This is a genomic window from Desulfomicrobium aestuarii, assembly GCF_055385525.1.
Genome location: NZ_AP042427.1, coordinates 2,772,154 through 2,793,175 on the forward strand (window position 1 = coordinate 2,772,154; position 21,022 = coordinate 2,793,175).

General features: G+C 64.2%; 23 protein-coding genes. 8 read left to right on the forward strand and 15 right to left on the reverse strand.

Going from position 1 to position 21,022, the window contains the following annotated elements; all coding sequences use genetic code 11:
- Positions 1-77: 77 nt before the first annotated feature.
- From efp to ACZ5AC_RS12580, 3 genes are read right to left on the reverse strand one after another with little or no spacing between them, the layout of a single operon-like run.
- The gene (efp, locus tag ACZ5AC_RS12570) at positions 78-635 is read right to left on the reverse strand and encodes an elongation factor P (protein WP_464247945.1); all 558 of its coding nucleotides are present in this window, start codon (positions 633-635) and stop codon (positions 78-80) included.
- A 38-nt stretch (positions 636-673) separates the two neighbouring features.
- Complete coding sequence (locus ACZ5AC_RS12575; RefSeq protein ID WP_464247946.1) at positions 674-1,129, reverse strand: type II 3-dehydroquinate dehydratase; 456 nt, start codon at positions 1,127-1,129, stop codon at positions 674-676.
- A 2-nt stretch (positions 1,130-1,131) separates the two neighbouring features.
- Entirely contained in the window at positions 1,132-1,944 is an 813-nt protein-coding gene (locus tag ACZ5AC_RS12580) for a hypothetical protein (RefSeq protein ID WP_464247947.1), read from the reverse strand.
- A 104-nt stretch (positions 1,945-2,048) separates the two neighbouring features.
- Between ACZ5AC_RS12580 and yihA the strand changes: the two genes are divergently transcribed.
- The 8 genes from yihA to upp all read left to right on the forward strand — a co-directional run bounded on the left by yihA (position 2,049) and on the right by upp (position 9,428).
- Positions 2,049-2,639 (forward strand): ribosome biogenesis GTP-binding protein YihA/YsxC, encoded by a 591-nt coding sequence (gene yihA, locus ACZ5AC_RS12585; protein WP_464247948.1) that lies wholly within the window; start codon positions 2,049-2,051, stop codon positions 2,637-2,639.
- Between the two features lie 376 nt (positions 2,640-3,015).
- Positions 3,016-5,811 carry a monovalent cation/H+ antiporter subunit A gene (locus ACZ5AC_RS12590; protein WP_464247949.1) on the forward strand — a complete coding sequence of 932 codons (2,796 nt, stop codon included), beginning with the start codon at positions 3,016-3,018 and terminating at the stop codon, positions 5,809-5,811.
- Complete coding sequence (locus ACZ5AC_RS12595; RefSeq protein WP_464247950.1) at positions 5,811-6,140, forward strand: Na+/H+ antiporter subunit C; 330 nt, start codon at positions 5,811-5,813, stop codon at positions 6,138-6,140. Before ACZ5AC_RS12590 ends, ACZ5AC_RS12595 begins: the two co-directional genes overlap by 1 nt.
- Positions 6,137-7,633: a monovalent cation/H+ antiporter subunit D gene (locus ACZ5AC_RS12600; protein ID WP_464247951.1), complete on the forward strand. Its 1,497-nt coding sequence runs from the start codon at positions 6,137-6,139 to the stop codon at positions 7,631-7,633. The genes ACZ5AC_RS12595 and ACZ5AC_RS12600 overlap by 4 nt, the downstream gene beginning before the upstream one ends.
- Positions 7,630-8,118: a Na+/H+ antiporter subunit E gene (locus ACZ5AC_RS12605; protein WP_464247952.1), complete on the forward strand. Its 489-nt coding sequence runs from the start codon at positions 7,630-7,632 to the stop codon at positions 8,116-8,118. The genes ACZ5AC_RS12600 and ACZ5AC_RS12605 overlap by 4 nt, the downstream gene beginning before the upstream one ends.
- Positions 8,112-8,381 (forward strand): K+/H+ antiporter subunit F, encoded by a 270-nt coding sequence (locus ACZ5AC_RS12610; protein ID WP_464247953.1) that lies wholly within the window; start codon positions 8,112-8,114, stop codon positions 8,379-8,381. The genes ACZ5AC_RS12605 and ACZ5AC_RS12610 overlap by 7 nt, the downstream gene beginning before the upstream one ends.
- A 10-nt stretch (positions 8,382-8,391) precedes the next feature.
- On the forward strand, positions 8,392-8,736 hold the full coding sequence (locus ACZ5AC_RS12615) for a Na+/H+ antiporter subunit G (RefSeq protein ID WP_464247954.1): 345 nt from the start codon (positions 8,392-8,394) through the stop codon (positions 8,734-8,736).
- A gap of 65 nt (positions 8,737-8,801) precedes the next feature.
- The gene (upp, locus tag ACZ5AC_RS12620; protein ID WP_464247955.1) at positions 8,802-9,428 is read left to right on the forward strand and encodes a uracil phosphoribosyltransferase; all 627 of its coding nucleotides are present in this window, start codon (positions 8,802-8,804) and stop codon (positions 9,426-9,428) included.
- Between the two features lie 92 nt (positions 9,429-9,520).
- Here the strand turns inward: upp and hisA are convergent, their stop codons facing one another.
- The 12 genes from hisA to ACZ5AC_RS12680 all read right to left on the reverse strand — a co-directional run bounded on the left by hisA (position 9,521) and on the right by ACZ5AC_RS12680 (position 20,855).
- On the reverse strand, positions 9,521-10,252 hold the full coding sequence (hisA, locus tag ACZ5AC_RS12625; RefSeq protein WP_464247956.1) for a 1-(5-phosphoribosyl)-5-[(5-phosphoribosylamino)methylideneamino]imidazole-4-carboxamide isomerase: 732 nt from the start codon (positions 10,250-10,252) through the stop codon (positions 9,521-9,523).
- Positions 10,249-10,872, reverse strand: a complete 624-nt coding sequence (locus ACZ5AC_RS12630) for a hypothetical protein (protein WP_464247957.1) — start codon at positions 10,870-10,872, stop codon at positions 10,249-10,251. The genes hisA and ACZ5AC_RS12630 overlap by 4 nt, the downstream gene beginning before the upstream one ends.
- On the reverse strand, positions 10,869-11,459 hold the full coding sequence (gene hisB, locus ACZ5AC_RS12635; protein ID WP_464247958.1) for an imidazoleglycerol-phosphate dehydratase HisB: 591 nt from the start codon (positions 11,457-11,459) through the stop codon (positions 10,869-10,871). Before hisB ends, ACZ5AC_RS12630 begins: the two co-directional genes overlap by 4 nt.
- 59 nt (positions 11,460-11,518) lie before the next feature.
- Entirely contained in the window at positions 11,519-12,256 is a 738-nt protein-coding gene (tatC, locus tag ACZ5AC_RS12640; protein ID WP_464250616.1) for a twin-arginine translocase subunit TatC, read from the reverse strand.
- Between the two features lie 260 nt (positions 12,257-12,516).
- Positions 12,517-12,840 carry a Sec-independent protein translocase protein TatB gene (gene tatB, locus ACZ5AC_RS12645; RefSeq protein ID WP_464247959.1) on the reverse strand — a complete coding sequence of 108 codons (324 nt, stop codon included), beginning with the start codon at positions 12,838-12,840 and terminating at the stop codon, positions 12,517-12,519.
- 34 nt (positions 12,841-12,874) lie between these two features.
- Positions 12,875-14,422, reverse strand: coding sequence for a glutamine-hydrolyzing GMP synthase (gene guaA, locus ACZ5AC_RS12650; protein ID WP_464247960.1), 1,548 nt, complete (start codon positions 14,420-14,422; stop codon positions 12,875-12,877).
- Between the two features lie 45 nt (positions 14,423-14,467).
- Entirely contained in the window at positions 14,468-15,925 is a 1,458-nt protein-coding gene (gene guaB / locus ACZ5AC_RS12655) for an IMP dehydrogenase (protein ID WP_464247961.1), read from the reverse strand.
- A gap of 55 nt (positions 15,926-15,980) precedes the next feature.
- Positions 15,981-16,685, reverse strand: a complete 705-nt coding sequence (locus ACZ5AC_RS12660) for an ABC transporter ATP-binding protein (protein WP_464247962.1) — start codon at positions 16,683-16,685, stop codon at positions 15,981-15,983.
- The gene (locus ACZ5AC_RS12665) at positions 16,678-17,466 is read right to left on the reverse strand and encodes an ABC transporter ATP-binding protein (RefSeq protein ID WP_464247963.1); all 789 of its coding nucleotides are present in this window, start codon (positions 17,464-17,466) and stop codon (positions 16,678-16,680) included. Before ACZ5AC_RS12665 ends, ACZ5AC_RS12660 begins: the two co-directional genes overlap by 8 nt.
- On the reverse strand, positions 17,467-18,690 hold the full coding sequence (locus ACZ5AC_RS12670; protein WP_464247964.1) for an ABC transporter permease subunit: 1,224 nt from the start codon (positions 18,688-18,690) through the stop codon (positions 17,467-17,469).
- 37 nt (positions 18,691-18,727) lie between these two features.
- On the reverse strand, positions 18,728-19,636 hold the full coding sequence (locus ACZ5AC_RS12675; RefSeq protein WP_464247965.1) for a branched-chain amino acid ABC transporter permease: 909 nt from the start codon (positions 19,634-19,636) through the stop codon (positions 18,728-18,730).
- A gap of 106 nt (positions 19,637-19,742) precedes the next feature.
- Positions 19,743-20,855: a branched-chain amino acid ABC transporter substrate-binding protein gene (locus ACZ5AC_RS12680; protein WP_464247966.1), complete on the reverse strand. Its 1,113-nt coding sequence runs from the start codon at positions 20,853-20,855 to the stop codon at positions 19,743-19,745.
- Positions 20,856-21,022: the final 167 nt, after the last annotated feature.

A 21,022-nucleotide genomic window follows, 5' to 3' on the forward strand; every position in this document is an offset into this window, starting at 1 on the left:
CCATACAGGGGGGCGTCGAAAAACAAAAGGCCATAGAGCGCTCTCCATGGCCTTTGGTCCGTTCGTGCTCCGGGAGGTTATTCGCGGCCGAGGTATTCGCCCGTCTCCGTGTTGACCTTGATCTTGGTGCCGATCTCGACGAAGAGCGGCACGTTGACCACCAGACCCGTTTCGAGCGTGGCCGGCTTGGATGCGCCGGTGACCGTGTCGCCCTTGATACCGGGGTCGGTCATGGTCACTTCCAGGACCACGGAACCGGACAGCTCGATATCCAGGGGGCGTCCCTCGTACAGCATGACCTTGTAGGCCTGGGCCTCCTTGAGGAAACCGCCCTTGTCGCCGATGATGTTGTTCGGGATGGAAATCTGCTCGTAGGTGGTCATGTCCATGAAGGCGTAGCCGTCGCCTTCGTTGTAGAGATACTGCATTTCCCGGACTTCCAGGTCGGGCCTGGGGAACTTGATGCCGGAGCGGAAATTCTGCTCGACCACGGCTCCGGTGATCAGGTTGCGGTACTTGGTGCGCATGAACGCCCCGCCCTTGCCCGGCTTGTAGTGGCTGCACTCCAGAATTTCGCAGGGTGCGCCGTCAATCTCTATCTTTCTGCCTTTCTTGAAATCGCTTGTCGCTAACATGCTTGCCTTGATTCCTCCATTGATGTGTCCCTTGCCGGTCAGGCTTCAGGGCTGCCCAGACGCTGCCAGAGCGCCTGGACTGCGAGCGCATAGCTCATAATGCCGAAACCGGCAATAGCCCCGATGCAGTGCCTGGCGATGAGGCTCTGGTGGCGGATGGCCGAGGCGCGGGCGTGCACGTTGCTCAGATGCACCTCCACGCAGGGGATCCTGATCCAGGCCAGACAGTCGGCCAGGGCCAGGCTGGTGTGGGTGTACGCCCCGGCATTTAGGACCAGGCCGTGGACCTTGGCCTTCCAGGCCTCTTCGAGACGATCAATGAGGGCGCCCTCGCTGTTCGACTGGAACAGCGTCAGGGCGACATGACGCGCGTTCTCCCCGAGCAGGCGTTGCACCAGTTCGGGGAGAGCGTCCATGCCTTGCGATCCGTAGACCTCGGGCTGCCTCTGCCCGAGATATCCGAGATTGGGGCCGTTAACGACGAGGATGTCCATGCCTATTTCGTTTCCGAAGGCTCCTGCACCTTGTCGGAGCTCGGCGGCAGGACGACAACGGTCTCGGGCTCGCCCTCGGCCAGGGTCGAGCCGGGCTCCAGCGCCGCCACATCGACGTTCATGAGGAAGATGCGGTCGCCGGACTCTATTTCGCGATTGCTGACGAGGATTTCAAGGGTGCACAGGGTGCCGGTCGCCCCGCCCTGCTCCTTGGGCAGGGCCACGGTGCCCTGCTTGACCTGCTTGATCTCGGCCATGCCGATGACGCGCAGGAAGCTCTTTCCAAGTTCCTTGGCCTCCTCGGCGATGACGACATGGCCGGGCATGGTGTCGGGCACGGCCTGGTAGAGCATGGCGTAGGCGACGTCGCTTGAACCGGCGATGAAGCGGTCTTCCTCAAGGGTCAGAATCTGGCCGCCCAGCGCGAGGTCGCCGGAGAACTTGGCGGAAACCATGAACGACTGGATGATGTCGCCGGTTTCAGGGTCGCTCTCGGTTGTCAGCACGCCGCTCTCGGTGTACTCGCCGAAGCCGCCGCCCAGAGCCGGCACGCCGGCCACGGGGATGATGAGCAGGTCCTTGTTCAGGATCTTGTTGCAGACCTTGATCAGGCCGGCGGTCCTGGCCTCTTTCCAGATGCCTTCTTCGACATCGGTGAACCTGAGCAGATCGGCCTTGCTGAGCCGCAGTTCGACGCTGGCCTGTTCCTCGACCACAGTGGATTCGATGTCACTGGGGGTGGAAACGACCTGCACTTCCTTGGCACACGCAGAGAGCAGGAAGACGGCGCTCAAGAGCACGAGCAACGCACGCATAGTAAGCCTCCAATTAAATATTGATCACCAAGACAATTCTTTCTATCACTGCCTGATCAAAACGCATTTCGTCAAGAACCCTCTTCCCCGGAAATGGTAGTTTCATGCCCAGTACCGTAATTTTGGAAAAGACAGTCTACACCATCGATCAACTTGGCGAGATGCCGCTTCCGCAACTCGCACTTGCCGGTCGCTCCAATGTCGGCAAATCTTCCCTCCTGAACAAGCTGACCGGAAGGAAAAATCTGGCCAAGACCAGTTCCACACCGGGCAAGACGCGCAGCCTGAATTTCTTCAGGGTCGAACCCGAGAACTTCTACCTCGTCGACCTCCCCGGCTACGGGTACGCCCGCTGCTCCAAGACAGAGCGCGACAAATGGGCGGCCCTCATCACCAGATACCTGCAGAACAACTCGCGCCTCTTCGGCGTCGTCGCGTTGCTGGACTCCCGTCTTCCCCCGCAGGCTCTGGACATCGACCTGATCAACTACATCAAATCCCTCGGCATCGAGGTCTTCCCCGTGCTGACCAAGGCCGACAAATGCAAACAGCCTGTCCGAAAATCTACCCAGGCGGCATGGCAACGTCTCTTGGGAACGCAAAACCCGCCCATGCTGATTTCGAGCCATTCCGGCATGAACATCGACAAGCTCTGGCAATTTTTTCTGGACCGATTCGCTGCAGTGAACCCCTGAGAACAGGAATCCATGCGCAGGACAATACAAAATTATCTTGATATTGAACAGTTTTTTATCCCACAAACGTAAAAAAATATGTCCTTTGACCACCCTGGCGTGCGCACGCAAACTTGGACAGCGCAAGACCTGCATTTCATTTTCCTCGACAGGTTGACGCAATCCTTTTCGATAATTTTGAGTTTTTTAATCGGAACGGACCGCGTTGGTCTCGGAAGACACATCATATCTTAACGGCATCGTGGTGTGTGGAACGCATCGGAGAGGCACTGCAGCAATTATCTAACTCTACATGCGACCAAGCGGTCCAACAGGCGAAGGCCTATGAAACGCCTTCGCCATCAATGCGCATCACGAATCACGCGGCAGATTTGGCATGATCATAACACTCCTCGTCCTGATCCCGCTTCTGGGATCCATGCTGCCCCCTCTGGCCATGCGCTGGGGACGCAACGCCTGCGCCTGGGCGGCGGTGACAGTGACCGTCGGCACCCTTCTGCTGGCCATGACGCCCCTCATGCAGGCCTTCGGCGGAACGCCCGCTTTCGTGCACCTGCCCTGGCTGGAGGGGGCCGGCCTTGACCTGGCCATGCGCATGGACGGACTGGCCGCCCTGTTCGTGCTCCTGATCCTGGGCATCGGGCTTTTGGTCGTCATCTACGCACGCTACTACCTCTCCGCCAGGGATTCCATGGGCCGCCTCTACGCGCTGCTGCTCGTGTTCATGAGCGCCATGCTCGGGGTGGTCCTGTCCGACAACCTTATCCTGATGCTCGTCTTCTGGGAGATGACGTCCCTGTCCTCGTTTCTGCTCATCGGCTACTGGCAGCACCGGGCGGACGCCAGACAGGGGGCGCGCATGGCCCTTATCGTCACCGGCACGGGCGGGCTGGCCCTGCTGGCCGGGTTCCTGCTCCTGGGCGAGATGGCCGGGACGTACCGCGTCTCGCAGATCCTGCTCCAGGGCGACCTGATCCGCGGCCATCACCTCTATGTCCCGGCCCTGCTGCTCATCCTGGTCGGCGCGTTCACCAAGTCGGCGCAGTTCCCCTTCCACTTCTGGCTGCCCAGGGCCATGGCCGCGCCCACGCCCATCAGCGCCTACCTGCACTCGGCGACCATGGTCAAAGCGGGGGTCTTCCTGCTGGCCCGGCTCTACCCGGCCCTGTCCGGCACGGACCTCTGGTTCTTTGCAGTGGGCGGCGTCGGCCTGGCCACCCTGCTCATGGGCGCCTATGCGGCCATCTTCCAGCATGACCTGAAGGGCCTGCTGGCCTACTCGACCATCAGCCACCTGGGCCTCATCGTGCTCCTTTTCGGGCTGGACACGCCCCTGGCCGCCGTGGCCGGCGTTTTCCACATCATCAACCACGCCACCTTCAAGGCCTCGCTGTTCATGGCCGCGGGCATCATCGACCACGAGACCGGGACCAGAGACATGCGCAGCCTGAACGGCCTGTGGAAATACATGCCGCACACCGCCGCCCTGGCCATGATCGCCTCGGCGGCCATGGCCGGGGTGCCGCTTCTGAACGGCTTTCTGTCCAAGGAGATGTTCTTCGCCGAAACCCTGCACGTGGGACTGCTCGGCCCCGTGTGGTGGGTTCTGCCGGGGGCCGCCACCCTGGCCGGGATTTTCGCCGTGGCCTATTCGGCCCGTTTCATCCACGACGTGTTCTTCAACGGCCCGCCCCGGGACCTGCCCAAATACCCGCCCCACGAACCGCCGCGCTTCATGAAGGTGCCCGTGGAGATCCTGGCCGGGCTGTGCGTGCTGGTGGGCGTCCTGCCGGGCCTGACCGTGGGGCCGATCCTGCACCTGGCCGCCACCGACGTGGCCGGGGAAACCCTGCCCGCCTACAGCCTGGCCGTGTGGCACGGGTTCAACGCCCCGCTGTTCATGAGCATCCTGGCCCTGGGCGGCGGACTGGGTCTTTACGCCGCGAGGCGCAGGATATTCGCCCTGCACGAGGGCCTACCCTTCTCGGCCGACGCGGCCGCCGCGTACCATGCCCTGGAACGCGGCCTGGTCCGGGCCGCGCAGGCCTTCTCCGCCGCCCTGGACAACGGCTCGCTGCAGCGCTCGGCGGCCCTGCTCCTGGGCGCCGCAGCCCTGGCCACCCTCGCCCCCCTGACCGGCGGAGGCGTGCGCGGCGACCTGCCGTCCACCCCCGTGGACGCCCTGACCCTCCTGGGCGCCCTGCTGCTCATGGGCGCGAGCCTCCTGACCGTGCTCTGGCACGAACGCCGCCTGTCCGCCGTCATCTCCCTGAGCGTGGTCGGACTGCTCGTGGCACTGGTCTTCGTGCGCTTCTCCGCGCCGGACCTGGCCCTGACGCAACTCAGCGTCGAGGTGGTGACCATCATGCTCCTGCTGCTGGCCCTCTTTTTCCTGCCCCAGCGCCACGACAGGCTGACCAGGCCCGCCGCCCGCGCCGGCGACCTCCTTCTGGCCCTGGGCCTGGGCAGCGGCTGCGGCCTGCTGGCCTGGGGCCTCCTGACCCGCGCCCCGGACTCCATCTCCTCCTTCTTCATGGAGCAGAGCCTGCCCGGCGGAGGCGGGGCCAACGTGGTCAACGTCATCCTGGTCGACTTCCGGGGCTTCGACACCCTGGGCGAGATCACGGTCCTGGCCGTGGCCGCCATCGGTATCTTCGCCCTGCTCGACAATCTGCGCCTGCCCGTTCCCCGGCGCGACCAGGACGGCCGTCCGTGGTCCTCGGAGCGCCATCCCCTCATCCTGTCCCAGGTCACCCGCTTCCTGCTGCCCCTGGCCCTCATGGTCGCGGCCTACCTGTTCCTGCGCGGCCACAACGCGCCGGGAGGGGGCTTCATCGCCGGGCTGGTCACGGCCGTGGCGCTCATCCTGCAATACATGGCCAGCGGCATCGCCTGGACCCAACGACAATGGAGGCTGGCCTTCCATCCCCTCATCGCCTTCGGGGTGCTCATCGCGGCCGCCACAGGGGCGGGCAGCCTGCTCCTGAACCATCCCTTTCTGACCTCCACGTTCGGACACGTGTCCCTGCCCGTGGTCGGAGAATTCGAACTGGCCAGCGCCATGCTTTTCGACCTGGGCGTTTTTCTGACCGTCGTGGGCGTGGTCATGCTCATCCTGGCCAATCTGGGCAAGCTGACCCGGCGCGGAACACGCACAAGGGAGGACCGCTGATGGAAGCTCTGGCCGCCTGCGTCATCGCCGTTCTCGTGGCCTGCGGGGTCTACCTGGTGCTGCGCGCCCGCACCTTCACCGTGGTGCTGGGGCTGTCGCTGCTGTCCTATGCGATCAACCTCTTTCTCTTCTTCAGCGGCCGACTGACCACCGGGGCGCCCCCCCTGGCCGCAAGCCCCGGGCCCACGGCCGACCCCCTGCCCCAGGCCCTGGTCCTGACCGCCATCGTCATCGGCTTCGGCATGACCGCCTTCGCGGTCATTCTGGCCCTGCGCGCCCGAGGCGAACTGGGCAACGACCATGTCGACGGGAAGGAAGACAACGCATGAGCCACTGGATCGCCTTCCCCCTGCTGCTGCCCCTGGCCGCCGGCATGCTCAACCTGCTGCTGGTGCGCGCCGGAACCGGCCCGCAGCGCGCAGTGTCCCTGCTCACGGGCTTTGCCCTGCTCGTCTTCGCGCTGCTGCTCATGGGCCGCGCCGCGTCGGGGCACATCGACGTGTACGAACTCGGCAACTGGCCCGCGCCGTTCGGCATCGTCCTGGTCCTGGACCGCCTGAGCGCCCTCATGCTCGCGCTGACCGCGCTCCTGGCCCTGCCCGTGCTCGCCCACGCCTGCTGCGGCGACGACCGGCGGGGCAGGGATTTCCACGTCCTCTTCCCCCTGCAGCTCATGGGCATAAACGGCGCCTTCCTGACCGGCGACCTGTTCAACCTCTTCGTCTTCTTCGAGATCCTGCTCATCGCCTCCTACTGCCTGGCCCTGCACGGCCAAGGCCCCCAGCGCACGCGAAACGCCCTGCGCTACGTGGTCCTGAACCTTGTCGGGTCCAGCCTCTTTCTCGTCGCTCTCGGCGTCGTCTACGGGGTCTGCGGGACCCTGAACATGGCCGATCTGGCCCTCAAGGCGGCAGGCAGCACCCCGGACCAGGCTCCACTGCTGCAGGCCGCGGCCCTGCTGCTTCTGACCGTGTTCGGCCTCAAATCCGCGCTGCTTCCCCTGTTTTTGTGGCTGCCCGGGCTCTACGCCGCGGTGCTGCCGTCCGTAGCCGCCCTGTTCGCCATCATGACCAAGGTCGGGGTGTACGCAATCCTGCGCACCCAGTCCCTGATCTTCACGACCCATGGTCCCCTGGCCCAAAGCGCGGCCCTGCTCCTGCCCCTGGCCTTGGCCACCCTGGCGGCGGGGGCCCTGTGCGCGCTGGGCAGCAGGGGCCTGCGGGAGCTTCTGGCCTGGCTGGTCATCGTCTCCGTGGGCACCCTGCTGGCGGGCATCGGCCTGTGGAACGAGGCCGGAATCAGCGCGAGCCTCTATTACCTGCCGCATTCCACCCTGGTCTCGGCCGGGCTCTTCCTGCTGGCCGACCACCTCACGCGCCAGCGCGGCATCGCGGCAGCCCACCTCGAACCGGGACCGCCCTTGTCCCAGCCGGATCTGCTTGGGACCCTTTTCCTGCTCGGGGCCATGGCCTCGGCGGGGCTGCCGCCCCTGTCCGGGTTCGTGGGCAAGGTGCTGCTCCTGCAAGCGGCCGCCCCGACCCACGCTCCCTGGCTGTGGACCGCCGTGCTGGGCGGCAGCCTCCTGTGCCTGATCGCCTTGGGCCGCTGCGGGGGCGTGCTGTTCTGGAAGACCGAGGGCGTGCCCGTATCCGGAACCACCGTGTCCTGGCCGCGACTTGCGCCCGCCGCGGCCCTGATCCTGTCCGGGGCAGCCCTGGCCGTCCTAGCCGGTCCCGTGACCGCCTACACCGACGCCGCCGCCGCGCAGATCCTGTCCCCCGGCAACTACATCGAAGCCGTTCTCGGCGGAGTGAACCCATGAACCGCCTCGTGCCGCAACCCATGTTCAGCCTTTTCCTTTGGCTGGTCTGGCTTCTGCTCGTCAACGCCCTGGATCCCGGACACGTGGTCCTGGGGGCCTTTCTGGCCCTGGCCCTGCCCCTCTTCACGGCCAGATTCTGGCCCGACCAGCCCTGCATGGGCCGGCCCCTGATCCTCCTGGCCTATCTGGGCGTATTCCTGTGGGACATCGTCGTGGCCAACCTGACCGTGGCCCGCCTCATCCTCGGGCCAGTGGGGCGGCTGCGCCCGGCCTTCGTCACCATTCCCCTGGACCTGAAGAACGATTTCGCCATCACCGTGCTGGCCCACTCCATCTCCCTGACCCCGGGCACGGTGTCCGCCATGGTCTCGGAGGACCGGCTCAGCCTGCTCGTGCATGTCCTGGACCTGGACGACGAGGCCCTGCTCGTGCAGCGCATCAAAAAGCGCTATGAAGCCCCCCTGAAGGAGATATTCCCATGTTGAGCGTCGCCGTGCTCATCGCCTTTTTCTGCATCGCCACAGCTCTGGCCCTCAATTTCTGGCGGCTCTTCGCCGGGCCCAGCCTGCCGGACCGCATCCTGGCCCTGGACACCATGGCCATCAACACTATCGCCCTGCTGGTCCTCCTGGGCATCCACCAGAACCTGACCGAATTCTTCGAGGCGGCCCTGCTCATCGCCATGATGGGCTTCATCGGAACCGTGGCCCTGTGCAAGTACCTGCTGCGCGGGGACATCATCGAATAGGAGCCGGTCCATGCCCAAAATCCTGATCGAAGCCGTCATCTCCTTTTTCCTGCTTCTCGGCGGGGCATTCGCCCTCATCGGGTCCATCGGGCTGGCCCGCCTACCCGACCTGTTCACCCGCCTGCACGGGCCGACCAAGGCCACCACCCTGGGAGTCGGCGGCATTCTCGTCGCCTCGGCCCTGCACTTCAGCACCGGCGGGCGGACCTTGAGCCTGCACGAACTGCTCGTAACCCTCTTCCTCTTCGCCACCGCCCCGGTCAGCGCGTACCTCATCGCCCGCGCCGCGCTGCATCTGCGCGCACCGTCCGAACCGGACAAACAGCGCCTTGACCGGACCGGGGCGGAAGAATAGGAAGGGCAACAAAAATCAGGCAATCTGGGCAGCAATCCACTAGTACAGATCAAGGAGACATTCTCATGGCAGTTTACGTGGCGGAACACCCCCTGATCAGGCACAAGCTCGGCCTCATGCGCAAGCACGACATCAGCACCAAGAATTTTCGGGAGCTCGCCTCGGAAATCGCCAGACTGCTGACCTACGAAGCCACCAAGGACCTGGAGACGGAAAAGAAGACCACCCAGGGATGGGCCGGCCCGGTGGAAGTCGACGTCATCAAGGGCAAGAAGATCACGGTGGTGCCGATTCTGCGCGCAGGGCTCGGCATGCAGGACGGCGTGCTGGATCTGGTTCCCGGGGCCAAGGTCAGCGTGGTCGGATTCTACCGCAACGAGGAGACCCTGCAGCCCGTGGAGTACTACGTGAAGCTGGCCAAGAACATCAACAAGCGCATGGCCATCATCCTCGACCCCATGCTGGCCACTGGCGGGACCCTCGACGCCACCATCCGCTGCCTGAAGAACGCCGGCTGCACGAGCATCCGGGGCCTGTTCCTGGTGGCCGCCCCCGAGGGCCTCAAGCGCATCACGGAAGCCCATCCCGACGTGGACATCTATGTCGCGGCCGTTGACGAGCGCCTGAACGAAAACGGCTATATCCTGCCCGGTCTCGGCGATGCCGGGGACAAGATTTTCGGCACGAAGTGATTTTCGGGCGAAGCGCCCTGACGAATACCGATACAACGAGAAACGCCCGGTCACATGGCCGGGCGTTTCTCGTTTTCCATGGCGCAATGAATTCAGGCCTGTGCGGCGAGCCAGTCCAGGGCGGCTTTCAGGTCGAGACTGCCGGCGTAGATGGCCTTGCCGGTGACGATGCCGGCCAGCCCCTTCTCGCGCAGAGGGAAGACGGCCTGCACGTCCTCCAGGGTGGAGATGCCGCCGGCGATGAGCACAGGCAGCCTTGTCATGCCGAGCAGGGCTTCGAGGGCCGGGATGTTCACCCCGGACTGCATGCCGTCGCGGCTGATGTCGGTGTAGATGAAGAACGACGCGCCTGCGGCCTCCAGTTCCGGGACCACGTCGGCCACGGTCTTGCCCGCGTCCTCGACCCAGCCCTTGGTTTTCAGGCTGCCGTCGCGGGCGTCGAGGGAGACGCCGATGCGACCGGGGAAAGCCGCGCACAGTTCGCGGAACAGGGGCGGGTTCTCAAGGGCCACGGTGCCGATGATGAGGCGCTCCACGCCGGCCTCGAGATACTTCGCCGCAACGTCGACGCTGCGGATGCCGCCGCCGAGCTGCACCGGGATGGACACGCCGGAGCACAGTTCGCGGATCAGGTCCATGTTGCGCGGGATGCCGCTGAAGGCCCCGTCCAGATCGATGACGTGCAGCCACCGGGCCCCGACCGCCACCCACTGGCGGGCCATGGCCGCGGGGTCGTCCGAAAAGACCGTGACCTGATCCTCAACGCCCTGTCTCAGGCGGACGCACTTGCCGTCCTTGATGTCGACTGCCGGAAAGATGTTCATAAACCAAGCGCCTTCGTACCTTCTTCGATTGCTTCCGCCGCGATTTCCAGCGGTGTGACCCAACGTCCCTTGCGCTTCACGAAGCGCCTGCCCTGAAGCAGATTCTCGGCCAGCCCCTTCTGCTCCTCCTCGAAATGATACCGTCTCAACTCCCCGCTGGCCGTGGCGATCAGGTAAAGGTCCACGGTCAGGCTGGCCGGACGGGTCACGCCCCACTCGCCGCCTTCACGCTCCTGCCAACGCGTGACGAAGGGCACGAGCAGATAGTCGGCCTTCATGCATTTTCCGACTTCCTTCCAGTATTCGACGGACTCGAAGCGTTGCCGCTCCTTGTTTGCCGTCACGATCTCCTCGCACTGCCGGACCATGGCCTGGTTCATGACCACGCGCCCGGGGGCCTTGGTCAGGGCGGAAAGCAGCTGCTCGTCTATGGCGTCCATGGATTCGGGCGCAATGACGGACGGCTCGTCGGGAAGGACCCCGGCCATGAGTTCCCAGTCGTTTTCGGGATGGACGAAGTGCGCCACGGCCAGAGTCGCCGAAGTCGGCACGGCCTGCCACTGCGTCGGCTTGGCGCAGGCGGCGCAGAGCAGAACGAGTGCCACAAGATAGTATTTCATGCGTCAAGACCTCCCTTGGTGCTGAGCACATCCTCGCGCTCCAGCCGCACCGCCTGCCGCAGGGCCAGCCCCAGGCCCTTGAAGACCGATTCGAGCAGGTGGTGTCCGTTCTGGCCGTAGAACATGCGGACGTGCAGGTTCATGCCCGCCTTGGAGGAGAGCGATTTCAGGAACTCCCTCCACAGATCCTTTTCCTGTCCGGCGATGATGGCGGGCAACACGGCCTCCTCATACACCAGATACGCGCGGCCGGAAAGGTCGAGACACACTTCGGTCAGCGATTCGTCCATGGGCACCTTGGCGCACCCCACGCGGGCGATGCCCTTGCGTTCCCCCAGGGCCGAACTGATGGCGCTCCCCAGGCACAGGCCGATGTCCTCCAGCGAATGGTGGGCGTCGATGTGCATGTCGCCTTCGCAGGAAATTTCGAGATCGAAGCCGGCCCAGTGGCCCATCAGATCGAGCATGTGGTCCGCAAAGCCGAACCCGGTGCGGATGCGGCATGCCCCGGTCCCGTCGATGTTCACGGCCACGGAGATCTTCGTCTCACGGGTTTCGCGGTCCATTCTTCCTGTACGAGCGTTCATGACGACTCCTTGTCAAAGCAAAAGGGCAGGTCCTGGGGCCTGCCCGTTCTCCTTGCGGCTTACGATGCGGCGACCTCCGCCTCGGGTTCCTTGGGCTTCTTGCCGAAGATGTAGGCCACCCAGATGCCTATTTCATAGAGGACGCACAGGGGGCCGGCCATGAGACACTGCGAAACCACGTCCGGCGGGGTGAGGATGGCCGCGACGACGAAATTCCCGAGAATGGCGAATTTCCTGTACTTCCGCAGGGTCTTGTGCGTGACGATGCCCATGACCGAAAGGAAGAACATGAACAGCGGCAGCTCGAAAATGAACCCGAAGGCGAAGAGCATGCTGGTTGAAAAGCTGAAGTACTCTTTGACCGACGGCATGGGCTTGATGAATTCCGTGGCATACCCGAGGAAAAACTGGAAGCCGTACGGAAAGACGACGTAATACCCGAACAGCGCGCCGAGCACGAAACACAAGGCCGAAAAGAAGGCGACGGGAATCATGTACTTGCGCTCGCCTTCGTAGAGGCCGGGCGCAATGAACATCCAGAGCTGGTAGAAGATGTAGGGGCTGGCGACGAACACGCCGGCAATGGCCGCGACTTTCAGGTGCGTGAAGAAGGCCTCGGGCAGCCCGGTGTAGATGAGCGCCCCGCCCGTGGGCTGGAGCAGATCCATCAGGGGCTTCATAAGCAGTTCGAAGAGCTGCTCGGCAAAACCGTAACAGACCAGAAAGCCCACGAAGGCGCCGATGATGCACCGCACCAGACGAATGCGCAATTCGTTCAGGTGCTCGGTGAAGGTCATCTCGTGGACTTCCTCCTTGCCGCCTTCGGCGGGCTCGTCCGATGGCTGGACAGGGGCGTCCGAAGCGAGTTCGGGACTGCCCCCCTCCTTCTCGGCGGGCACATTCTCTTCGGCCTCCGGCGACTCCGGGGCAGCATCTGGACCGGAGTCGCCGTCGACGGCAACGTCTTCGGCCTGCGGCTCGGCCACCGGCACAGTCTCTGCGAACCCGGCCTCGTCCGAGGCCGGCAGATCGTCCCGTTCCGTGGTCCGCTCCTCGCTCATGCCTTGTCCTTATCCGGCCCCGCGGCCGGAACTTCGGCCTGGTCCTTGACGGGCGCCGCGTCCTTCTGAGCGGCCGCAGGAGCAGCCTGCGACGCATCCGTCTCGGGGAAGAGCTCTTTCTTGGCCTGCTCGGTGCGGGCCTTCTGGTCGGCCTGTTCGGCCTCCATTTCGATGGTCCGCTTCACGTCGGTGCTGACGCGGCGGAATTCGCCGAGGGCCTTGCCCAACGACTTGGCCATTTCGGGAAGCTTGGCCGGGCCGATGACGATCAGCGCGACGATGAGAATGACGATGAGTTCCGTGGAACCGATTCCAAACATAAGCGCGTCTCCGGAAAAGGATTGTTGCGGTCGGCTATTCCCACTCGATGGTGCTCGGCGGCTTGGACGAAATGTCGTAGACCACCCTGTTCACGCCTTTGACCTCGTTGATGATGCGGTTGGAGATGCGGCCGAGGATTTCCGTGGGAATGCGGGACCAGTCCGCCGTCATGGCGTCGATGGAGTCGACGATGCGCAGGGCGATGACGTGCTCGTAGGTCCGCTCGTCGCCCATGACGCCCACGGTCTTCAGCGGCAGCAGCACGGCGAAGCCCTGCCAGACCTTGTAGTACCAGTTGGAGGCCATGAGCTCGTGCTGCACGATCTTGTCGGCCTGGCGCAGGATTTCGAGGCGCTCGTCCGTGATCTCGCCGATGACGCGGATGGCCAGGCCGGGACCGGGGAACGGGTGCCGCCAGACGATGAAGTCCGGCAGGCCGAGTTCCTGGGCGACCTTGCGTACCTCGTCCTTGAAGAGCTCACGCAGGGGCTCCACCAGGGCCAGGTCCATCTTCTCCGGAAGCCCGCCGACGTTGTGGTGGCTCTTGATGACGGCCGAGGGGCCCTTGAAGCTGACGGACTCGATGACGTCCGGGTACAGGGTGCCCTGGGCCAGGTACTTGACGCCGGGGATCTTCTTGGCTTCCTCCTCGAAGACCTCGATGAAGGTGTAGCCGATGATCTTGCGCTTCTGCTCCGGGTCGTCGAGGCCCTCCAGGCGGGACAGGAACCGGTCCTGGGCCTGGACGTAGTGGAGATTCAGGTCGAAGTGCTCGCGCAGGTAGCCGACCACCTCGTCGCCTTCGCCGGCGCGCAGGAGGCCGTTGTCGACGAAGATGCAGTGCAGGTTCTTGCCGATGGCCTTGTTCAGGAGCACGGCCACCACCGTTGAGTCGATGCCGCCGGACAGGCCGCAAACGACCTTGTCCTCGCCGATCTGGACGGGCAGGGCGTGCAGCATGGAGTCCACGAAGGAGGACATGGTCCAGGTCGACTTGAGGCCGGCGACGTGGAAGAGGAAATTGCGCAGGATCTCGTCGCCCTGCTCGGTGTGCGCCACCTCCGGGTGGAACTGCAGCGCGTACATCCGGCGCTCGACGTCGGCCATGGCCGCGATCTCGATGCTCTGGGTCTTGGCCGTGACCGTGAAGCCGGGCGGGACTTCGAGGACATGGTCGCCGTGGGACATCCAGACGGTGAGCTTCTCGCCGTCAGCGACGCGGTCCCACAGGGGGCACTGCCGCTGGAAGCGCAGCTCGCTGCGGCCGTACTCGCGGTCCAGGGACGGGTTGACCTTGCCGCCCAGGACATGAGCCATGAGCTGCATGCCGTAGCAGATGCCCAGGACCGGCAGGCCCCAGTCGAAGATGACCGGGTCCACGCCGGGCGAGTCGGGGCTCGTGACCGAGGCGGGACCGCCGGAAAGGATGATGGCGCTGGGCTGCAGGGCCTTCAGTTCGTCAGCGGTGATGGTGCACGGGTGAATCTCGGAGTAGACCCCGGATTCGCGCGTGCGGCGTGCGATGAGCTGCGTGTATTGTGACCCGAAATCGAGGATGATGACTTTTTCTTGAATATCCATGTGGTTCCTCCATCCGTATTGTGGATGGTCATGTTCTCGAAAATTCTAGTACGCGTCCACCCTGTAGTTGGGCGCTTCCTTGGTGATGATGACGTCGTGGACATGGCTCTCGCGCAGGCCCGCGGCCGAGATCTCCACGAACTGGGCCTTGTCCTGCAGGGTCGGGATGTCCCCGGCGCCGAGATAGCCCATGCCGGAGCGCACGCCGCCGACCAGCTGGTCGATGGTTTCCAGCACCGACCCCTTGTAGGGCACGCGGCCGACGATGCCTTCGGGCACCAGCTTCTTGGAGCCCTCCTGGAAATATCGGTCGCTGCTGCCGTCCTTCATGGCGTCGATGGAGCCCATGCCGCGGTAGATCTTGTAGGTGCGGCCCTGGTAGAGAATCTTCTCGCCCGGGCTCTCCTCGGTGCCGGCGAACATGGAGCCCATCATGACCGTGTCGGCACCGGCCACCAGGGCCTTGACCACGTCGCCGGAGAACTTGACCCCGCCGTCGGCGATGCAGCAGCGGCCGGCCTCGCGGCAGGCCCGCACGCATTCCATGATGGCCGTGATCTGCGGCACGCCGACGCCCGCCACGATGCGCGTGGTGCAGATGGAGCCGGGGCCGATGCCGACCTTGACGGAGTCCACGCCGGCCTCGATGAGGGCCTTGGCGCCTTCGTAGGTCGCCACGTTGCCGCCGATGATCTGTGCGCTGGGCCATTCGGCGCGCGTGGCCCGCACGGCGTCGAGGATGTTGCGGGAATGGCCGTGAGCCGAATCGAGGACGATGACGTCCGCGCCGGCCTTGATCAGGGCCTCCACTCGCTCGGCCCGTCCCTTGCCCACGCCCACCGCGCCGCCGACGCGCAGGCGGCCGAGGTCGTCCTTGCAGGCGTTGGGGTATTTGCGGACCTTGTCGATGTCCTTGATGGTCAGCAGACCTTTGAGCTTGTTGCTCTCGTCGACGACCAGGAGCTTTTCGATCCGGTTTTCGTGCAGGTGGCGCTTGGCCTCCTCCAGGGAGATGCCCACGGGCACGGTGACCAGGTTGCGGCTGGTCATGACGTCCCGCACCAGCGTCGACATCTCTGTCACGAAACGCACGTCGCGGTTGGTGACGATGCCGACCAGATGGTCGCCGGCAATGACGGGCAGGCCGGAGATGCGGTAGTCCCGCATGAGCTCCAGGGCGTGCCCGACGGTATCGTCGGGGTCCACGGTGATGGGGTCGACGATCATGCCGGATTCCGACTTCTTGACCTTGACGATCTCCAGGGCCTGCTGCTCGATGGACATGTTCTTGTGCACGATACCGATACCGCCCGACCGTGCCAGGGAGATGGCCATGCGCGACTCGGTGACCGTGTCCATGGCCGCGCTCAGGAACGGGATGTTGAGTTCGATGGCGGCGGTGAGCCTGGTGTGCAGGTTGACCTGGTCCGGCAGGACTTCGGAGTACGCCGGAACAAGCAGAACGTCGTCGAAAGTCAGAGCCTTGCCGAGAAATTTATCCATATTCCACCTCTCCCGAAATGCGGGAACAAGGGTTTTCGTTGATGAACCGGGGCGTCTAGAGCCCCAGATAGGCCTTCTTGACATCTTCGTTGGCCAGCAGCGCCGCGGCGGTGTCCTCGAGGGTGATGCGCCCGTTCTCCATGACGTAGGCGCGGTGGGCGACCTTGAGGGCCTGGTTGGCGTTCTGCTCCACCAGGAAGACCGTGGTCCCGGACTCGTTGACCTTGCGGATGATGTCGAAAATCTGTGCGATGATGATGGGCGCCAGGCCAAGCGACGGCTCGTCCAGAAGCAGCAGGCGCGGCCGGGCCATCAGCGCGCGGGAAATGGCCAGCATCTGCTGCTCGCCCCCGGACAGGGTGCCGCCCATCTGTTTGCGGCGTTCGGCCAGGATGGGGAAGAGCTCGAAGACGTACTCCAGATCCTGGGCGATGCCCTTCTGGTCGTTGCGCAGGAAGGCGCCCAGGTCCAGGTTCTCCATGACCGTCATGTCCGGGAAGATGAGCCGGCCTTCGGGCACCTGGGAAATGCCCATGCGCACGATGCGGTCGGCCTTGAGGGCCTGGATGGGCTGACCGTCGAAGACGATCTCGCCGCTGCGGGGCGGGACGCCGCCGCAGATGGACATGAGGGTCGTGCTCTTGCCGGCGCCGTTGGCGCCGATGAGGGTCACGATCTCGCCCTTGCCGATCTTCAGGGAAATCCCGTGCAGGGCCTGGATGTTGCCGTAGAAGGTGCTGACGTTCCTGAGCTCAAGCATGGGCTTCCTCCCCGAGGTAGGCTTTGATGACCCGCGGGTCGCTGCTGACCTCGGCCGGGGTGCCGTGGGCGATGAGACACCCGTATTCCATGACGTAGATGCGCTCGGAGAGGCTCATGACCATGCTCATGTCGTGCTCGATGAGCAGGATGGCCATGTCCATTTCGTCGCGGATCTTGAGCACAAGGTGCTTCAGGGACTCGGTCTCCTGCGGGTTCATGCCCGCGGCCGGCTCGTCGAGGAGCAAGAGCGCCGGGTCCGTGGCCAGGGCGCGGGCGATCTCCAGCCTGCGCTGGGCCCCGTACGGCAGGTTGCAGGCCTGCTCGTTGTAGAACTTGTGCAGCCCGATGTACTTGAGCAGTTCGTAGCTGCGGTCGACGATCTCCTTCTCCTCCCGGCGCACGGCGGGCGAACGCAGCAGCGCGCCGAGGATGCCGCTTGTGGTGCGGCAATGCCTGGCGATCATCACGTTTTCCAGGACGCTCATGTTCTTGAAGAGGCGGATGTTCTGAAAGGTGCGGGCCATCCCCAGGGCCGTGACCAGGTTGGGCTTCATGCCGTTGACCTTGGTCCGGACTCCCTGCTTGGGCGTGAACCAGACTTCGCCCTCGGTGGGGGTGTAGATGCTGGTTATGCAGTTGAAGAACGTGGTCTTGCCTGCGCCGTTGGGCCCGATGAGGGCCACGATCTCGCCGGAGTTGACCTTCAACTCCACGTCGTTCAGGGCCCGCAGGCCGCCGAAGTTCATGGACACGGCAGTGACGTCGAGTACCGGTTCCATCTAGTTCTGCCCTCCTGTGGCCGTGTTCAGTTCGGGGTCCGACACCGTGTAGGTCTTCCGCTTCTCGGGGATGAGCCCCTGGGGCCGGAAGACCATCATCAGCACCATGGCCGTGGCGAAGAGGATCATGCGGTACTCGGAGAAGGCGCGCATGTATTCCGGCAGAAGCACCAGGAAGGCCGAACCGAGAATGACGCCCAGGTTGGAGCCCATGCCGCCCAGGACGACGATGGACAGAATGATGGCCGATTCGAAGAACGTGAAGCTGGCCGGGTTGATGAACGTCGTCTTGGCCGCGAAGACCACGCCGGCGAAACCGGCCCAGGCCGTGCCGAGGCCGAAGGCCATGAGCTTCACGCCCACCCGGTCGATGCCCATGGCCTCGCAGGCGATTTCGTCCTCGCGCAGGGCCTGCAGGGCCCGGCCGATGCGCGAATCCTTGAGCCGCGTGACGGCGACGATGGTCACAAGAGCCAGGGCCAGCACGATGTAGTAGATGTAGATGTTTGCGCCGGCCACGGACAGCTGCATGTCCAGGAGTCCGGGACGGGGGATGTTGGAGATGCCCGAAGGCCCGCCCGTGATGTCGCTGAAGTTTTCGAGCAGAAGCCGCACGATCTCGCCGAAGCCCAGGGTGACGATGGCCAGGTAGTCGCCGCGCAGCCGCAGGACCGGGAAGGCCAGGGCCACACCGGCCAAGGCGGCCACCACGCCGCCGATGGGCAGCGCCACCCAGAACCCGAGGCCAAAGTACTGGTTCAGCAGGGCGTAGGAATACGCTCCGATGGCGTAGAACGCGGCATGGCCGAGGAAGAGCAGGCCGGCCACGCCGACGATGACGTTCAGGCCAAGGCCCAGCACCACGTAAAGCAGGAACGAGATGAGGATGTTGGTCTGGTAGGTGGTCACGAACCAGGGGATGGTGCAGAACACGGCCAGCAGGACAACCTGGATCGGCAGTCTCAGCGCGGGATTCTCCAGCAGGGCGGAGAGCCGGCCGGCCTCCTGGCCGCCGGACGCGGCTGCGGCGTCCCCGGCTTCCTTGCGGCGCAGTGCCCAGCGCCAGACGAAGGACAGCACGAAGCTGCCGACGCCGACCAGGGCCAGGTTTTCCCAGCGCCAGATCACGGACTTCTCGATGGCGTTGACCCGGATGACCATGATCGGGAAGGTCAGGAACATGAACCAGATGCTGACCTGAATGGATTTGATGAGTTCGTTCATTATCGTCTCCGTCCGTCGAGGGAATGTCGCCAGCCGATCATACCTTTTCCACCTTGGCCTTGCCCATGATGCCCGAAGGCCGGAAGATCAGGAAGACCACCAGCAGGGTGAAGGCGAAGACGTCTTCGTAGTCGCTCGAAATGTAGCCGGTGGCGAAGCTCTCGGACAGCCCGAGGAACAGGCCGCCGAGCATCGCGCCCGGAATGGAGCCGATGCCGCCCAGGACCGCCGCGGTGAAGGCCTTGATGCCCGCCAGGAACCCGATGGCGAAGTTGACCATGCCGACGTGGGAGGCGATGAGCACGCCGCCGAGAGCCGCCAGGGACGAGCCCAGGATGAAGGTGATGGAGATGACCTTGTCCGAGTCGACGCCCAGGAGCATGGCCATCTTGCGGTTCTGGGCCGTGGCGCGCATGGCCTTGCCCATCTTGGTGTACTTGATGAAAACCGTCAGTCCGGCCATGAACAGCGCGCTGGTCACGACGATGACGAAGTCCGAGGAGCCGAAGACGTGGGCCACGGGCTCCAGGAAATCAAAGTCCGGGATGAGGCGCGGAAAGGGCAGGAAGTCCGAGGTCTGGGCCAGGATGATGTAGTTCTGCAGGAACAGGGACATGCCGATGGCGGAAATGAGCGGAGAGAGGCGCCCGGCCCCGCGCAGGGGCTTGTAGGCGATCTTCTCCATGGTGTACCCGTAGCCGGCGCAGTAGATGATGGCCACGACCGCGGCTATGACCAGGATGGCCGGGGCAGGGAACCCCAGGATGCCCAGCACGCCGGCCACGATGAGTCCCATGAAGGCCCCGAGCATGTAGACCTCGCCGTGGGCGAAGTTGATGAGCTCGATGATGCCGTAGACCATGGTGTAACCGATGGCGATGAGCGCGTAGATGCTGCCGCGCGTCAAACCGCCGAGAAAAAGTTCAGTGAAATACTGCCAGTCCATGTTTCCTCGTCCGATCCGGACCGGATCGCTCCTTGCCGTCCTGTTGAAAGAACCGAGGGACAGGCTAGCCTGTCCCTCGGTTGAATCTCGATAACCCTGAAGACCTCTACTTCAGTTCCACGTACACGCCGTTCTGGACCTGGTACATGGAGAAGCCCACACCCTCGGCGTCGCCGCGGGCGTCAAACTTGATGGTGCCGACGGTGGTGTCGACCTTTTCCGTGCGCAGCACGTTCATGATCTTGTCTGCGTCGGCGGAGTCGGCCTTGTCGATGGCGTTGACCAGGGCCTGCATGGCCGCATAGGCGGCGTCGAAGAACGCGCCGGGCTCGGTGCCGAATTCGGCCATGTGGGCGGCCTTGGCGGCCTTGTTCATTTCCAGGCCGCTGACGTCCTGGGGACCGGAAGCGTACACGCCCTCGGCGTCGGCGCCGGCGACCTTGATGAAGGTGTCGTCCTTGACGCCGTCATCGGAGATGAACTTCACGTCGACGCGCTTCTTCTTCAGCTGGGCCACGATCTTGGAGGCTTCCGGATGGTAGCCGCCGAACATGACGGTGTCCGCGCCGGACTGGCGGATCTTCTGGACCACGGAGGAGTAGTCCACGGCGCCGGGGGTCACGCCCTCGAAGAGCACGACTTCGGCCTGGCCGCCTTCCTTGATGAACTTCTGGGCGTATTCCGCGTAACCCTTGCCGTAGTCGCCCTTGTCGTGCAGCACGGCGATCTTCTTGGCGCCCAGCTTGGCGAGGGCGAAATCAACGCCGAGCTTGGCCTGGGCGTCGTCGGAGGCGATGGTGCGGAAGAAAGTCGGGTACTGGCCGCTCTGGGTCAGTTCGGGGTTGGTCGCCGAGGGGGACATGGTCACGACCTTGGCCTCGGTGTAGATGGGCAGGGCGGCCTTGGTGGCGCCGGAGCAGATGTGACCGACAACGACGACGGCGCCGTCGGAGACCAGCTTGGTCGCGGCGTTGGTGGCCTTCTCGGGCTTGCACTCCTCGTCCTGAACCAGCAGCTCGATCTGCTTGCCGTCGATGCCGCCCTTGGCGTTGACGTCCTTGGCCACCAGCTTGGCGGCGTTGACCGTGGGCAGGCCGTAGGAAGCCAGATCACCGGTGTGGGCGCCCGCAACGCCGATCTTGATGGTATCGGCGCCGAAGGCCGAACTGGTCAGCAGGGACAGACACGCAGCGATCACGAGACCAGAAAAACGTTTCATCAGTTCCTCCACAATGTTCGGGTTAAGGGCAACAGATCACGGCTCGGTGCGAGCCTTTGTTCATGCGGAATCGAATCGAAACCCGTTAGCATCAGCCCCTTGCCGGTGTCAAACAGGACGGGGGGAAGTCCCCCCCCCCGCAGCCTGCGCACGGATAGTCCGGAGAG

Coding starts and splice junctions, on each gene's coding strand:
- ACZ5AC_RS12665 (WP_464247963.1), bottom strand. CDS start 17,466: ATGGAACCGGTACTCGACGTCACTGCCGTGTCCATGAACTTCGGCGGC.
- ACZ5AC_RS12590 (WP_464247949.1), top strand. CDS start 3,016: ATGATCATAACACTCCTCGTCCTGATCCCGCTTCTGGGATCCATGCTG.
- ACZ5AC_RS12630 (WP_464247957.1), bottom strand. CDS start 10,872: ATGAAATACTATCTTGTGGCACTCGTTCTGCTCTGCGCCGCCTGCGCC.
- upp (WP_464247955.1), top strand. CDS start 8,802: ATGGCAGTTTACGTGGCGGAACACCCCCTGATCAGGCACAAGCTCGGC.
- ACZ5AC_RS12600 (WP_464247951.1), top strand. CDS start 6,137: ATGAGCCACTGGATCGCCTTCCCCCTGCTGCTGCCCCTGGCCGCCGGC.
- guaA (WP_464247960.1), bottom strand. CDS start 14,422: ATGGATATTCAAGAAAAAGTCATCATCCTCGATTTCGGGTCACAATAC.
- ACZ5AC_RS12615 (WP_464247954.1), top strand. CDS start 8,392: ATGCCCAAAATCCTGATCGAAGCCGTCATCTCCTTTTTCCTGCTTCTC.
- ACZ5AC_RS12660 (WP_464247962.1), bottom strand. CDS start 16,685: ATGCTTGAGCTCAGGAACGTCAGCACCTTCTACGGCAACATCCAGGCC.
- tatC (WP_464250616.1), bottom strand. CDS start 12,256: ATGACCTTCACCGAGCACCTGAACGAATTGCGCATTCGTCTGGTGCGG.
- guaB (WP_464247961.1), bottom strand. CDS start 15,925: ATGGATAAATTTCTCGGCAAGGCTCTGACTTTCGACGACGTTCTGCTT.
- hisB (WP_464247958.1), bottom strand. CDS start 11,459: ATGAACGCTCGTACAGGAAGAATGGACCGCGAAACCCGTGAGACGAAG.
- ACZ5AC_RS12670 (WP_464247964.1), bottom strand. CDS start 18,690: ATGAACGAACTCATCAAATCCATTCAGGTCAGCATCTGGTTCATGTTC.
- tatB (WP_464247959.1), bottom strand. CDS start 12,840: ATGTTTGGAATCGGTTCCACGGAACTCATCGTCATTCTCATCGTCGCG.
- ACZ5AC_RS12675 (WP_464247965.1), bottom strand. CDS start 19,636: ATGGACTGGCAGTATTTCACTGAACTTTTTCTCGGCGGTTTGACGCGC.
- yihA (WP_464247948.1), top strand. CDS start 2,049: ATGCCCAGTACCGTAATTTTGGAAAAGACAGTCTACACCATCGATCAA.
- ACZ5AC_RS12580 (WP_464247947.1), bottom strand. CDS start 1,944: ATGCGTGCGTTGCTCGTGCTCTTGAGCGCCGTCTTCCTGCTCTCTGCG.
- ACZ5AC_RS12575 (WP_464247946.1), bottom strand. CDS start 1,129: ATGGACATCCTCGTCGTTAACGGCCCCAATCTCGGATATCTCGGGCAG.
- efp (WP_464247945.1), bottom strand. CDS start 635: ATGTTAGCGACAAGCGATTTCAAGAAAGGCAGAAAGATAGAGATTGAC.
- ACZ5AC_RS12595 (WP_464247950.1), top strand. CDS start 5,811: ATGGAAGCTCTGGCCGCCTGCGTCATCGCCGTTCTCGTGGCCTGCGGG.
- ACZ5AC_RS12605 (WP_464247952.1), top strand. CDS start 7,630: ATGAACCGCCTCGTGCCGCAACCCATGTTCAGCCTTTTCCTTTGGCTG.
- ACZ5AC_RS12610 (WP_464247953.1), top strand. CDS start 8,112: ATGTTGAGCGTCGCCGTGCTCATCGCCTTTTTCTGCATCGCCACAGCT.
- hisA (WP_464247956.1), bottom strand. CDS start 10,252: ATGAACATCTTTCCGGCAGTCGACATCAAGGACGGCAAGTGCGTCCGC.
- ACZ5AC_RS12680 (WP_464247966.1), bottom strand. CDS start 20,855: ATGAAACGTTTTTCTGGTCTCGTGATCGCTGCGTGTCTGTCCCTGCTG.